Annotated in this window: 15 protein-coding genes, 1 tRNA gene and 1 pseudogene; 12 read left to right on the top strand and 5 right to left on the bottom strand. The window is 64.2% G+C overall.

The window, feature by feature from the left end:
• Positions 1-4: 4 nt before the first annotated feature.
• From folE2 to AABM56_RS10125, 5 genes and pseudogenes are all read left to right on the top strand, one after another.
• A pseudogene (folE2, locus tag AABM56_RS10145) lies at positions 5-910 on the top strand (GTP cyclohydrolase FolE2).
• A 139-nt stretch (positions 911-1,049) separates the two neighbouring features.
• Positions 1,050-1,286, top strand: a complete 237-nt coding sequence (locus tag AABM56_RS10140) for a hypothetical protein (protein ID WP_263258662.1) — start codon at positions 1,050-1,052, stop codon at positions 1,284-1,286.
• A gap of 267 nt (positions 1,287-1,553) precedes the next feature.
• Positions 1,554-2,135, top strand: a complete 582-nt coding sequence (locus AABM56_RS10135) for a hypothetical protein (RefSeq protein WP_263258663.1) — start codon at positions 1,554-1,556, stop codon at positions 2,133-2,135.
• Positions 2,136-2,473: 338 nt separating this feature from the next.
• Positions 2,474-2,623, top strand: a complete 150-nt coding sequence (locus tag AABM56_RS10130; RefSeq protein WP_166655852.1) for a hypothetical protein — start codon at positions 2,474-2,476, stop codon at positions 2,621-2,623.
• A gap of 289 nt (positions 2,624-2,912) precedes the next feature.
• On the top strand, positions 2,913-3,134 hold the full coding sequence (locus tag AABM56_RS10125; protein ID WP_133859211.1) for a hypothetical protein: 222 nt from the start codon (positions 2,913-2,915) through the stop codon (positions 3,132-3,134).
• 443 nt (positions 3,135-3,577) lie between these two features.
• Here AABM56_RS10125 and AABM56_RS10120 read toward each other — a convergent pair.
• Positions 3,578-3,665: transfer RNA gene (locus AABM56_RS10120), tRNA-Ser, on the bottom strand.
• A gap of 127 nt (positions 3,666-3,792) precedes the next feature.
• Here AABM56_RS10120 and AABM56_RS10115 point away from each other — a divergent pair.
• The 7 genes from AABM56_RS10115 to AABM56_RS10085 all read left to right on the top strand — a co-directional run bounded on the left by AABM56_RS10115 (position 3,793) and on the right by AABM56_RS10085 (position 7,924).
• The gene (locus AABM56_RS10115; protein WP_133859212.1) at positions 3,793-4,461 is read left to right on the top strand and encodes a Bax inhibitor-1/YccA family protein; all 669 of its coding nucleotides are present in this window, start codon (positions 3,793-3,795) and stop codon (positions 4,459-4,461) included.
• Positions 4,462-4,510: 49 nt separating this feature from the next.
• Complete coding sequence (gene tusD / locus AABM56_RS10110; RefSeq protein WP_133859213.1) at positions 4,511-4,906, top strand: sulfurtransferase complex subunit TusD; 396 nt, start codon at positions 4,511-4,513, stop codon at positions 4,904-4,906.
• 1 nt (position 4,907) lies between these two features.
• On the top strand, positions 4,908-5,264 hold the full coding sequence (gene tusC / locus AABM56_RS10105; RefSeq protein WP_133859214.1) for a sulfurtransferase complex subunit TusC: 357 nt from the start codon (positions 4,908-4,910) through the stop codon (positions 5,262-5,264).
• The gene (tusB, locus tag AABM56_RS10100) at positions 5,261-5,560 is read left to right on the top strand and encodes a sulfurtransferase complex subunit TusB (protein WP_133859215.1); all 300 of its coding nucleotides are present in this window, start codon (positions 5,261-5,263) and stop codon (positions 5,558-5,560) included. The genes tusC and tusB overlap by 4 nt, the downstream gene beginning before the upstream one ends.
• A gap of 2 nt (positions 5,561-5,562) precedes the next feature.
• Positions 5,563-5,877 carry a TusE/DsrC/DsvC family sulfur relay protein gene (locus tag AABM56_RS10095; RefSeq protein ID WP_133859216.1) on the top strand — a complete coding sequence of 105 codons (315 nt, stop codon included), beginning with the start codon at positions 5,563-5,565 and terminating at the stop codon, positions 5,875-5,877.
• Positions 5,874-6,857: a glycosyl transferase family protein gene (locus AABM56_RS10090; protein ID WP_133859217.1), complete on the top strand. Its 984-nt coding sequence runs from the start codon at positions 5,874-5,876 to the stop codon at positions 6,855-6,857. Before AABM56_RS10095 ends, AABM56_RS10090 begins: the two co-directional genes overlap by 4 nt.
• A gap of 65 nt (positions 6,858-6,922) precedes the next feature.
• The gene (locus AABM56_RS10085) at positions 6,923-7,924 is read left to right on the top strand and encodes a glutathione S-transferase family protein (protein ID WP_133859218.1); all 1,002 of its coding nucleotides are present in this window, start codon (positions 6,923-6,925) and stop codon (positions 7,922-7,924) included.
• A 2-nt stretch (positions 7,925-7,926) separates the two neighbouring features.
• On the opposite strand, the gene cysG is transcribed toward AABM56_RS10085, so the two are convergent.
• From cysG to lolA, 4 genes are read right to left on the bottom strand one after another with little or no spacing between them, the layout of a single operon-like run.
• On the bottom strand, positions 7,927-9,321 hold the full coding sequence (gene cysG / locus AABM56_RS10080) for a siroheme synthase CysG (RefSeq protein ID WP_133859219.1): 1,395 nt from the start codon (positions 9,319-9,321) through the stop codon (positions 7,927-7,929).
• Positions 9,321-10,598 carry a serine--tRNA ligase gene (serS, locus tag AABM56_RS10075; RefSeq protein WP_347884062.1) on the bottom strand — a complete coding sequence of 426 codons (1,278 nt, stop codon included), beginning with the start codon at positions 10,596-10,598 and terminating at the stop codon, positions 9,321-9,323. Before serS ends, cysG begins: the two co-directional genes overlap by 1 nt.
• A gap of 47 nt (positions 10,599-10,645) precedes the next feature.
• The gene (locus AABM56_RS10070; protein WP_133859221.1) at positions 10,646-11,974 is read right to left on the bottom strand and encodes a replication-associated recombination protein A; all 1,329 of its coding nucleotides are present in this window, start codon (positions 11,972-11,974) and stop codon (positions 10,646-10,648) included.
• A 9-nt stretch (positions 11,975-11,983) separates the two neighbouring features.
• A complete protein-coding gene (gene lolA, locus AABM56_RS10065) occupies positions 11,984-12,607 on the bottom strand; it encodes an outer membrane lipoprotein chaperone LolA (protein ID WP_133859222.1) in 624 nt (207 codons plus the stop codon).
• Between the last annotated feature and the right edge of the window lie 9 nt (positions 12,608-12,616).

Below are 12,616 nucleotides of genomic sequence, written 5' to 3'. Positions count from 1 at the left end.
GCCCATGAATGCCATTCTGCCCGACGTCTCCCTCAGCGAGACCGCCACCCTGCCCGCCGCTCTCGACTGGGTTGGCATGCAGGGTATCGACCTGCCGATCCGCCTCGGCAAGGACGAACTCGGCCGCCTGCTGCCCGCCAGCGCCGACGTCCAGGTCGACCTGCCCACGGCCACCGCCAAGGGCATCCATATGTCCCGGCTCTATCAGCTGCTGGATCGCCTGAGCGGAGAAGCCCTCCTGACGCCCGAGCGCCTGCGTCTGCTGCTGAGCGACATCGTCGCCAGCCATCGCAGCTGAGACTCCCGCGCCGCCCGCCTGCGGCTGGACTTCGCCCTGCTGATTCGCCGTCCTGCGCTGATGACCACCGGGCTGAGCGGCTGGAAACGCTATCCCGTACGCCTGGAAGCCAGCTGGGTGGCCGGCGTCTTCCAGCTCAGCGCGCGCATCGAGATCCTCTACGCCTCCACCTGCCCCTGCTCCGCCGCCCTGTCCCGGCAACTGATCGAACGAGCCTTTCTCGCCGAACACGGGGCCGCCACGCCGCTCGATCCAGCCACCGTCGCTCACTGGCTGAGACGTCACGCCTCCCTGGCCACCCCGCATAGCCAGCGCAGCCTGGCCCGGGTACGGATCAGCCTGCCGGCAGATGCAGCCGGCTTCGGCCTGCTGCCCCTGATCGACCAGTGCGAACAGGCCCTGGGCACGCCGGTGCAGACCGCCGTCAAGCGCGCCGACGAACAGGCATTCGCCGCGCTCAATGGCAGCAACCTGATGTTCGTCGAGGACGCCGCCCGCCGCCTGCTGGTCGCCCTGCGTGACAGCCACCAGGACGTGAGCATCCAGGTGCGCCATCTGGAGAGTCTGCATCCGCACGATGCGTCCGCCTGGGCCTCCAGCTCGCCCGCTTGACCAGAGCCTCTCTGCTGCCTTCCTTTCAAGACGGCCGCTTTAGCGCTTTACTGCGAGGAAGCAGTCGCCATGGGCGACCACTCCCGCTGTTTCAACCCTGGAGCGCTTCTCGATGAAATCACGCCTTACCGCAGCAACCATGACCGTTCTCCTGAGTGTGCTCGGCACAGGCGTCGCGTTGGCCGAAAGCCCAGTGGAAAAGAGCGTCCGCCAGGACGGCCGTGACGTGAGCAAGGACGCCCGCCATGATCGCAAGGAGGTCGACAAGGGCGCGGCCCATGCCGCCGACGAAGCCGACCGCACCGATACCCATCTGGACAAGGAACGCCACCGCGAAGACAAGAAGGCGGACAAGGAATACAAGAAGACGCTGTAGCCCGCCCAGGTCGGAGCAGAGTCGAGGGACTGTCTTGTCCTCGAGCTCTGTCCCTTCCCTTGAGGCTGCGTGAGTCCCGACTACTGAAATGCAGGCAACCCTCGGTCCTGCCTACCCCACTGATGAGCCTGCCAGGCGCATCCACGCGGTTGCAGAGCCCGGCAACCGACTCGCGACCATCCAGAAATTTAGTGACTTGCATCACATTATTTTGGCAGGACGGATCTGATGGCTTAGACTGCGCGCCTTTCGAAAAAGGAGTTTCGCATGAAGCCGTCTCAGCTTTTGTTCATCACCTTCGCTGCGCTGCAACTGGCCGGTTGCGCGATCGGCCAGAAGATCGACTACCGCCAGACCGCCCCGCAACTCAGCGTCAAGGCCGACAAGCCGGTCGCCGTCGCGGTACTCGACGAGCGCCCCTATGTAGTCGCCCAGAACAAGGACGCCACCTACGTCGGCAACATCCGCGGCCTCTACTACAACCCCTGGAGCGTCCGCACCTACAGTGGCAGCCCCCTTTCCGCCGATCTGCAGGACGCCGTGCAAAAGGCCCTGGCCCGCGCCGCCATCACCGCTCTGCCCAGCCAGACCAGCGACCGTGCCCCCCAGGGCCAGAAGCTGCTGGTGCTGAAACTGCGCGAGTGGAAATCCGACGCCTACATGCGCGTCCGCTTCGACTATGACGTCATCACCCAGGTCCTCGACGATCAGGGCAAGGTTCTTGCCAGCGACGAGATCAAAGGCAGCGGCCCGACCAACAACGTCATCCTCTCTGGGACCCAGGTCCTGACCAATGCCATCGACGCACCGGCCATCGCTAGCGCCCTGGCCAAGGGCAACACGCCCTGACTGGACGCTGCACTTTGCTTTGGAAAAGGCCCGCCTCGCGCGGGCTTTTTAATGTCAACAGGTGCTGGAGCAGGATCCACAGCAGACCGTAGGGCATAGCTATCGATAATGAACGCCGAGAAGCGTGAAGTATTTCAGCTAAGCTGCAGGGATTCAGTGGCGAAGGCACGTCGGAGCAGGAAGACCGGGGTACAGGATCTCGAGCGAGATCGGTATCCACGGCCCGAGCCCTACCTGCAGCCCATCAGCCCCTGTCGGGCACATAGTTCGAAAATGACCGCCAGCTTCCGGCACTTCAGAATCGTGGAGACCCCGTGAAATACATGACGTTAGTGGGAATGACCGTAGTGCTCCTGGGCTGCAGTCATTACTCCAACAGAAGCACCCTGTGCGAGCCGAATCCCCTGGCCGGCGTCGAGTGCCAGCAGCCCAAGGCGCTGAACCAGATCATCGGTGAGGAATATCGCGAGTGGCGGAAATATCAGTGAAGACCTTGGTAGCTTCAAGGGATAGACGTAGGTCTCGGCCGTCATACCAAATCCAGAAACGTCCCTAGTTGGTAGCCCAGCGGGAAGTGAAGCGGCCGTGCCGAGCGTGATCTGGCAGCGTGCCAGCCGGACCGGAGGTTGTCGACTGCGACCTCTAACTGACTGGTGACTCCTTCCCATGGTGGTGAGTGCAACGGCCACCTTCCAATGCTTGATGAACGCCCGCACTTCTGCCGTTTCCGGTTGTCAGACGTCCTCACTTGAAGTGGACTCGTACTAGGCAATCAACATGAATGCGCCTGTGAAAGAACAGAAGGTGATCAATGCGATTGCCATAGGAACCTGCGTATCAGCAATTGTCTTGCTGTTGAGCTTCGCTGAAGCCACAATCGCAGCCAATAGCTGGGCTGCGCCGCCCGGCACCGAAACTGAAAAGGATATTTCAGTTGCGCTATCAGTTAACAAGGACAGTGACGCTCTTCGAGTCCAGGCCCCACTGCCGGATAAATAGCGTCCCGCTGAAATCTGCACTCATTCGTCCAAGGTCGTTAGCCGGCGATCAGGGCCTGCTGGCGCTCACCCTGGGCGCCATGTGTATCGGGCTGGCAACCATCTTTGTGGTGGCCATGGCGGCCTGCTGATGATCACGCACGATTGGTACCGGTAGCCTCAGCGAGCGACTGATCGGTCGTCGACGCTTTGCACGCCCTGACTCCGACCGTCCTGCCTGCTGATCTCAAAAAGGCAGCTCCCCTCGCCCCTACTCAGCTCAGCTCTCGCTCCCAGGTAGCTACACAATGGTCAGCTTCATTGGGATCGATTGCCATAGAAGGTCAGGCATCGGAGCTGTCTCGAAAGGGTTTCGGAACTCTTCCTTTTTTTTACCTATCCAGCGGGCCCTGAAATCCGACCTTGCAGACAGAAAAAAGCCCCGTAAGAACGGGGCTTCGAAGGTGGCGGAAGCGCAGAGATTCGAACTCTGGGACCCTTGCGAGTCGGCGGTTTTCAAGACCGCTGCCTTAAACCACTCGGCCACACTTCCGTAAGAGGGGCGCATAGTACCTGATGGCAACACACTGTCAAACAGTCGCAAGCGATCCTTAAGCAACATTTGCTATCTTCGGGGTCGTACGGTACATCACACCGTTAATCTAGCTTTGGAGTACACCATGAACGAGCGTCAATACGCCTATAACCCTGCCATCGCGCAACCGCGGGACGTCAGCCGTGTATTGCGCAACACCTATGCCCTGCTGGCCATGACCCTGGCCTTCAGCGGCCTGGTCGCCTTCGTCTCGCAGCAGATGCGGCTGCCCTACCCCAACATCTTCGTGGTCCTGATCGGCTTCTATGGCCTGTTTTTCCTGACCGTGAAGACCCGCGACAGCGGCTGGGGTCTGGTGAGCACCTTCGCCCTGACTGGCTTCATGGGCTACACCCTGGGCCCGATCCTGAACATGTACCTGGGCTTGCCCAACGGGGGCAGCGTGATCGCCTCCGCCGCCGGCATGACCGCCCTGGCCTTCTTCGGTCTGTCGGCCTACGCCCTGATCAGTCGCAAGGACATGAGCTTCCTCAGTGGCTTCCTAATGGCGGGCTTCTGGATCCTGCTGGGCGCCGTGGTGCTGTCCTTCTTCGTCCAGATCAGCGGTCTGCAACTGGCCATCAGTGCGGGCTTCGTACTGTTCGCCGCCGCGGCCATCCTGCTGCAGACCAGTGCCATCGTGCACGGTGGTGAAGACAACTACATCATGGCTACCATTACCCTGTACGTCTCGATCTACAATATGTTCATCAGCTTGCTGCAGATCTTCGGATTTGCCAGCAGCAACGATTGATCATCAGCGGTAGCCCGAGAGGCCCGCTTCGGCGGGCCTTTTTACATCCATGAAATTTGCCATCGTTGTCCTTTCTCCACCCCAGGCGCCCTCGGCGCGTCGAGCCCTGCGCTTCTGCGAGGCGCTGCTGGCCGGGGGTCACGAGCTGTCGCGCCTGTTTCTCTATCGCGACGGCGTCCATAACGCCTCCCATGCCCAGGTCAGCGGCCAGGACGAATCCGATCTGCCCGCGTGCTGGCGCGAGCTGATCGAACGCCACCAGATCGATGCGGTGGTCTGCATTGCCGCCGCTCTCAAGCGTGGGCTGCTGGACGAGAACGAGGCGCGTCGCTACGAACGTGAGGGCGCGGTGAACGTGCGGGCGCCCTGGCAGCTGTCCGGCCTTGGCCAACTGCATGAAGCGGTGCAGGACGCCGATCGCCTGCTCTGCTTTGGAGGCGACTAGCATGGCCAAGAGCACCCTCGTCATCTCCCGCCAGCCGGCACTGAGCGGCCCCGGTCCGCGCGAGGCCCTGGATATCGTACTGGCCGGCGGTGCCTTCGAACTGCCCCTGGCGCTGCTGTTCGCCGGTCCTGGCGTGACCCAGTTGCTGGCGACCGACAGCGCTGCCCTGGAGCAAAAGGACCTGAGTGCCAATCTCTCCGCGCTGCCGCTGTTCGGTGTCGAGTCCATCTACGCCGAAGCCACCGCCCTGCAACGCCTGGGCATCACCCCCGCGCAGTTGCCCGCCTGGGTGACGCCCCTGGAGCCCGACGCCCTGGCAGCGCTGATTCATGAATACGACCAGGTGATTTCCATTTGACTACCCTGCACCTGTTTTCCCGCTCGCCGCTGCTGGACGCCGGCGCCCTGGACGGCCTGAGCTGGGTCGGTAGCGAGGACGCCGTTCTGCTCACCGGCGCCGCGGTCGAGGCCCTACGCCCTGGCAACGTTGCAGCCGAGTGCCTGGCCCGACTTCCGGCCGAGGCAGCCCTCTATGCCCTGGCGGAGGATGTCCAGGCCCGTCGCCTGCACCCCGAACGAGCCGTGACCCTGATCGACTACCCCACTTTCGTCGACCTGAGCGTGAGCTGCGCCAAGGTCATCAGCTGGACCTGAGCATGCCTCCTCTCGACCTCGACCCCGAAGGCTATCTGCGCGACCTCTCGCAATGGAGTCCGGAAGTGGCCCAGCAACTGGCACTCAAGGAGGGCATCGAGTTGACCGAGCGCCACTGGCAGGTGCTGCAGGCGCTGCGTGACTTCTACGCCCACTTCCAGCTTTCGCCGGCCAATCGGCCGCTGATCAAGTACATTGCCCAGACGCTGGGTCCGGAACTGGGCACCAGTCTGCAGCTCAACCTGCTGTTCAAGGGCGCGCCGGCCAAGCTCGGCGCCAAACTGGCCGGCCTGCCGAAACCGGATAACTGTCTATGACCTTCACCACGCCCGAAGAACATCCCTTCGCCGTCTATGTCCGGGCCTTGGGCAAGGGCAAGCGCGGCGCCCGCAGCCTGACCGAGGCCGAGGCGGAAATGGCCATGGGCCTGATCCTCGACGACCGGGTGACCGATGCCCAGCTCGGTGCCTTTCTCATGCTGCTCAGGCACAAGGAAGAGAGTGCCGAGGAGCTGGCGGGCTTCACCCGCGCCGTCCGCGCGCGGCTGCAGCCGCCAGGCTTCACGGTCGACCTCGACTGGCCCTCCTACGCCGGCAAGAAGCGTCATCTGCCCTGGTACCTGCTGGCGGTGAAATGCCTGGCCGGTAGCGGCGTGCGGGTGGTCATGCATGGCGGCGGTACCCACACCGCGGGCCGACTCTATACCGAACAGTGCCTGGCCGACCTGGGGATGCCGACCGCCACTGACTGGCAGGACGTCGGCACCCTGCTCGATCGCGATCAGCCGGCCTTCCTGCCGCTGGCCGCCTGGATGCCGGCCCTGCAGCGGATGATCGATCTCAAGGCCGAGCTCGGCCTGCGCTCGCCGATCCATTCCCTGGTACGGCTGCTCAACCCCAGCCAGGCGCGCTGCATCCTGCAGAGCATCTTCCACCCGGGTTACCAGGAGGTGCATCGCGAGGCCAGTCGCCTGCTGGCTGACGACAGTATCGTCATCAAGGGCGAAGGGGGTGAAGTCGAGCGCAATCCCGATGTCATCGCCCATCTCTATGGCACCCGTGCTGGCGAAGCCTGGGACGAAAGCTGGCCGGCGCTGACCGAGCGCCGCCAGGTCAAGCCGGAGCGCCTCGATCCAGCGCTGCTGACCGCCACCTGGAGAGGCGAAGCGGAAGATCCCTATGGGCGCCTGGCGGTCATCGCCACCCTGGCCGTGGCCCTGCGCGCCCTGGGTCAGGATCAGGCGAGTGCCCAGAGCGAAGCCGAGCGGCGCTGGGAAGCGCGCGACCGCACGCTCTGACGTCGCCTCAGGAACCCGGAGCGGCTCCCCGTGTTCCTAACCGCAACGCAGCGGAGGATGACGATATGGGCTTGTTGGTCGATGGACAGTGGCAGGACCAGTGGTATGACAATGGCAAGGATGGCCATTTCAAACGGGAAGAAGCCCAGCGTCGCGACTGGATCGCCCGCCCCGAGCAAGCCATTCTGCAAGGCGCCGCACGCCATGCACCGGAAGCCGGTCGCTACCACCTCTATGTGTCCCTGGCCTGCCCCTGGGCGCACCGCACCCTGATCTATCGCCAGCTCAAGGGCCTCAGATATCTGATCGGCGTCTCGGTGGTCAGCTGGCTGATGCGTGAGGAAGGCTGGACCTTCGACCTGGCCAGTGGCGCCAGTGGTGACGATCTCTATCACCTCGACCGCCTCTACCAGCTCTATCAGCGCGACCAGGCCGACTACACCGGGCGGGTTACCGTCCCGGTGCTCTGGGATCGCCAGCAAGAGCGCATCGTCAGCAATGAATCCGCCGAGATCATCCGCATGTTCAATGGCGCCTTCGATGACCTGACCGGAAATCGCCTGGATCTGTACCCAGAGGCCCTGCGCGGTCGCATCGATGCCCTCAACGACCGTATCTATCCGACGGTCAACAATGGTGTCTACCGGGCCGGTTTCGCCACCACCCAGGAAGCCTACGAAGAGGCTTTCGACGAGGTCTTCGCGACCCTGGACGACCTGGAAAAGCTGCTGCAGAACCAGCGCTATCTCACCGGCGAATGGCTGACCGAAGCCGATTGGCGCCTGTTCACCACCCTGATTCGCTTCGACGCCGTCTATCACGGCCACTTCAAGTGCAACCTGCGGCGCATTCGGGATTATCCGGCGCTACAGGGATGGCTGCGAGAGTTGTATCAGTGGCCGGGGATCGCCGAGACCGTGGACTTCCAGCACATCAAGCACCACTACTACGGCAGTCATGCGCAGATCAACCCGACCGCTATCGTGCCCAAGGGGCCGGCCCTGGAGCTGGACCTTCCCCATGGCCGCGAGGCCCTGAGCAGTGCCGGCATCCAGGGCGCAGCCTGAGATCAGACCGCCGCCTGGGCGCCTTCGAACCAGGCCAGCTTCTCGCGTAGCGCGACCACCTCGCCGACGATCACCAGGGTCGGCGCGTGGACCTCGTGCTCGGCCACCAATTGCGGCAGATCCTGCAGGGTACCGGTGAACACCCGCTGATTGAGCGTGGTGCCCTGTTGCACCAGCGCAGCCGGCGTTGCCGGATCCTTGCCATGGGCAATGAGTTGCGCGCAGATGGTCGGCAGCCCCACCAGGCCCATGTAGAACACCAGGGTCTGCCCCGGCGCCACGAGATCGGTCCAGGGCAAATCGGCCGAGCCGTCCTTGAGATGGCCGGTAACGAAGCGCACCGACTGGGCATGGTCTCTGTGGGTCAGGGGAATGCCGGCATAGGCGGCACAACCACTGGCCGCGGTGATGCCCGGCACCACCTGGAAGGGAATGCCTTCGGCTGCCAGTTCTTCGATTTCTTCGCCACCGCGGCCGAAGATGAAGGGATCACCTCCCTTCAGCCGTAGCACCCGCTTGCCCTCCCGGGCCAGCTTGACCAGCAGGCGATTGAGATCGTCCTGGGGCACCGCATGCTCGGCGCGCCGCTTGCCGACATAGATGCGATCGGCATCGCGGCGGCACATGTCGAGGATGGTCGGCGCCACCAGGCGATCGTAGAGCACCACGTCAGCCTGCTGCATCAGCCGCAGGGCGCGGAAGGTCAGCAGGTCCGGATCACCGGGACCGGCGCCGACCAGATAGACTTCGCCGCGAAAGGTGGCCGTTTCGCTGCTCAGCTTGGCTTCCAGCAGTTGCTCGGCAGCCTGAGGCTGGCCGGAAAAAACCTTTTCCGCGACCTCGCCCTGGAACACCTCTTCCCAGAAGATCCGCCGCGCCTGCAGATCGGCGAAGCGGGTCTTCACCCGGGCGCGAAAGCGCTGGGCCAGTTGTGCCAGCTGGCCATAGGTCGCTGGAATCCAGCTCTCCAGCTTGGCGCGCACCAGGCGCGCCAGCACCGGAGCGTCACCGCCGCTGGAAATGGCGATCACCAGGGGCGAGCGATCGACGATGGCCGGGAAGATCACGGTGCACAGCTTGGGCGCATCCACCACGTTGACCGGCAGACCCAGGGCCTGGGCGTCGTGGGACACGGTCTCGTTGACCTCGTCATCGTCGGTGGCCGCAATCACCAGGCAATGCCCGGCGAGATGGCCAGCCGCATAGCGCTCGACCCGGCAACTGCCGCCCCGCGCCTCGACGAAGGCACGTACCTCCAGCTCGATTTCCGGCGCCACCAGGGTGATGCGTGCGCCGGCTTCGGCCAGCAGCACGCTCTTGCGCAAGGCGATATCGCCCCCGCCGATCACCAGTACCGGACGACCATCGAGCTTGTGGAAGAGCGGCAGGTAATCCATCAGCCGATGACCTCGAGGCCACCCATGTAGGGCTTGAGCACCTCGGGGACGCGGATGCTGCCGTCGGCCTGCTGATAGTTCTCCAGCACGGCGACCAGCGTACGACCCACGGCCAGGCCGGAGCCGTTGAGGGTGTGCACCAGCTCGGGCTTGCCCTCGGCGTTGCGGTAGCGGGCCTGCATGCGGCGCGCCTGGAAGTCACCGCAGTTGGAGCAGGACGAGATCTCGCGATACTTGCCCTGGCTCGGCACCCAGACTTCCAGGTCGTAGGTCTTGGTGGCGCCGAAACCCATGTCGCCGGTGCACAGCGACAGCACCCGGTAGGGCAGTTCCAGCCGTTGCAGCACGGTCTCGGCGTGGCCGGTCAGCTCTGCCAGGGCCTGGAAGGAAGTGCTCGGCTCGACGATATGGACCATCTCCACCTTGTCGAACTGGTGCTGACGGATCATGCCCCGGGTGTCGCGACCCGAGGCCCCGGCTTCGCTGCGGAAGCATGGGGTATGGGCGGTGAACTTCAGCGGCAGGCGATTGGCATCGAGGATCTGGCCGGCGACCAGATTGGTCAGGGTCACCTCGGCGGTGGGGATCAGGTAGAGATCGCTCTCGCCTTCGCGGCCGATCTTGAACAGGTCTTCCTCGAACTTGGGCAGCTGACCGGTGCCCTGCAGGGTCTCGGCCTGCACCAGGTAGGGGGTATAGGTCTCTTCGTAGCCATGCTCACCGGTGTGCAGGTTGAGCATGAACTGCGCCAGGGCACGGTGCAGACGCGCGATGGGGCCGCGCATCACGGCGAAGCGGGCGCCGGAGAACCGTGCAGCGGTCTCGAAATCCAGCCAGCCGTGGGTCTCGCCCAGGGCAACGTGGTCCTTGATCTCGAAATCGAAGTCGCGCGGTGTACCCCAGCGACGGACCTCGACATTGTCGTCTTCGTCCTTGCCGACCGGCACCGAGGCGTCGGGCAGGTTGGGCAGGCCCAGCAGCAGGGCATCCAGTTCGCCCTGGACCAGATCCAGCTCGCGCTTGGCTTCTTCCAGTTCACTGCCCATGCGATCGACCTCGGCCAGCAGCGGCGCGATGTCCTCACCACGCGCCTTGGCCTGGCCGATCCCCTTGGAGCGGGCATTGCGCTCGGCCTGCAGGGTCTCGGTGCGGGTCTGCACGGCCTTGCGACGGGCTTCCAGCGACTCCACCAGGCTGACGTCGAGAACGTAGCCACGGGTCGCCAGACGTGCGGCCACCTCCTCGGTTTGGGTGCGAACCAGTTTCGAATCAAGCATGTCCGTGTCTCTTGCTTAGGAATGGGGGCAGCCGCGCGGGCGGGGCGTCAGGAACGCGGTCGGCGCTGGCGCGGGCTGGACCGGTCGAGGTCCGCCAAGTGCTGCAGTTTATCGCGGATCTTCAGCTCCAGCCCACGGGGAACCGGCTCATAGTAGCGGCGCGGCTCGAGTTCTTTGGGAAAGTAGTCCTCACCCGCGGCATAGGCTTCCGGCTCATCGTGGGCATAGCGGTATTCGTCGCCATAGCCGAGGTTCTTCATAAGCTTGGTCGGCGCATTGCGCAGGTGCAGTGGCACCTCGCGCGAGCCGTTCTGGCGCACGTCGGCCAGGGCGGCCTTGTAGCCCATATAGACGGCGTTACTCTTGGGCGCGCAGGCCAGATAGACGATCGCCTGGGCGATGGCCAGCTCGCCTTCCGGACTGCCCAGGCGCTCCTGGACATCCCAGGCGTCTAGGCACAGGCTCAGGGCGCGCGGATCGGCGTTGCCGATGTCTTCGCTGGCCATCCGCACCACGCGCCGGGCGATGTACAGCGCATCGCAGCCGCCGTCGATCATCCGGGCGAACCAGTAGAGGGCGCCATCGGGATTGGAGCCGCGCACCGACTTGTGCAACGCGGAGATCTGGTCGTAGAAGGCTTCGCCGCCCTTGTCGAAGCGGCGGCGCTGATCGCCCAGCAGACTCTGGAACAGTTCGGCGTCCAGGACGCCACCGTCCTCGGCCAGGTCCGCGGCATTCTCCAGCAGATTGAGCAGCCGCCGGCCATCGCCGTCGGCGGCGGCCAGCAGCAGCGCCAGGGCGTCGTCCGGCAGACTCAGCCGTCGCTCACCCAGCCCCTTGGCACTGGTCAGAGCCCGGCGTGCCAGGCCGCCGAGGGCCTCGTCGTCCAGACTCTTGAGCACATAGACCCGCGCCCGCGAGAGCAGCGCGTTGTTGAGCTCGAAGGAGGGATTCTCGGTGGTCGCCCCGATGAAGATCAGGGTGCCGTCTTCGACATAGGGCAGGAAGGCATCCTGCTGCGACTTGTTGAAGCGATGCACCTCGTCGACGAAGAGGATGGTGCGGCGGCGATACTGGGCGGCCTGCTGCTTGGCCACCTCCACCGCATGGCGGATCTCCTTGACCCCGGAAAGCACCGCCGAGAGCGTTTCGAAATGGGCATCGGAAACCTGGGCCAGCAGCCGCGCCAGGGTGGTCTTGCCCACCCCTGGCGGCCCCCAGAAGATCATCGAATGCAGCGCGCCCTGCTCCAGCGCCTCGCGCAGAGGTTTGCCCCGCGCCAGCAGGTGTTGCTGACCCGCGTATTCATCGAGGCTCGCGGGACGCATGCGGGCAGCCAGGGGCTGCCCGACGGGTGCGCTGCTGAAGAGATCCATGGGGTGCGATCACTCCTGGATGACGTCGGCTCCCTTGGGCACCTGGAAGGTGAACTGGGACGCGGCCACCGGCTCGTTGAGCTTGACGTTGAAGAAAAGGATGTTGGTTCTCTGACCGGCACCGTCGATCAACTGCATGTCGTTGATCACGCCGTTGCGGAACGACAGCCGCAGGCTGTCGAACAGGGTGTCCTTGGTCTTGGGCTTGAGCACGAAGTCGACGACGTTGCCGGCATCCTTGCTGGTGACGTCGAAGCTGCTTTCGATCTTGGAAATGTCACCCGACAAGAGCAACGCCGGCGTCTGGGTCAGGCGCAGGTCCAGCTTGCGGATGGTGACCTGTTCCAGGTCCGGATCGTACAGCCAGACCTGCTTGCCGTCGGACACCAGCAGCTGCTCCTGGGGCGGATCGGAATGCCAGCGGAACAACCCGGGACGCTTGAGGCTCATGTTGCCGGCGGTTTCCTGCAGGCGAGTACCCGAACCATCCAGGGTCAGCTGCGAAAAGCGCGCGGTCAGGGTCTGGGCCTTGTCCAGCAGTTGCGACAGGCGACCCACCGACGCCTGGTCGGCATGGGCGGAAAAGCTTACGGCGGCCAGGGCGGCCAGGGCGAAGCAACGCAGCTTGTGCATCGAGGTCCT

The sequence above is a fragment of the Pseudomonas aestiva genome, from assembly GCF_039908605.1.
Classification (GTDB): Bacteria; Pseudomonadota; Gammaproteobacteria; order Pseudomonadales; family Pseudomonadaceae; genus Chryseomonas; species Chryseomonas aestiva.
This window is presented reverse-complemented; position numbering and strand designations above follow the sequence as displayed.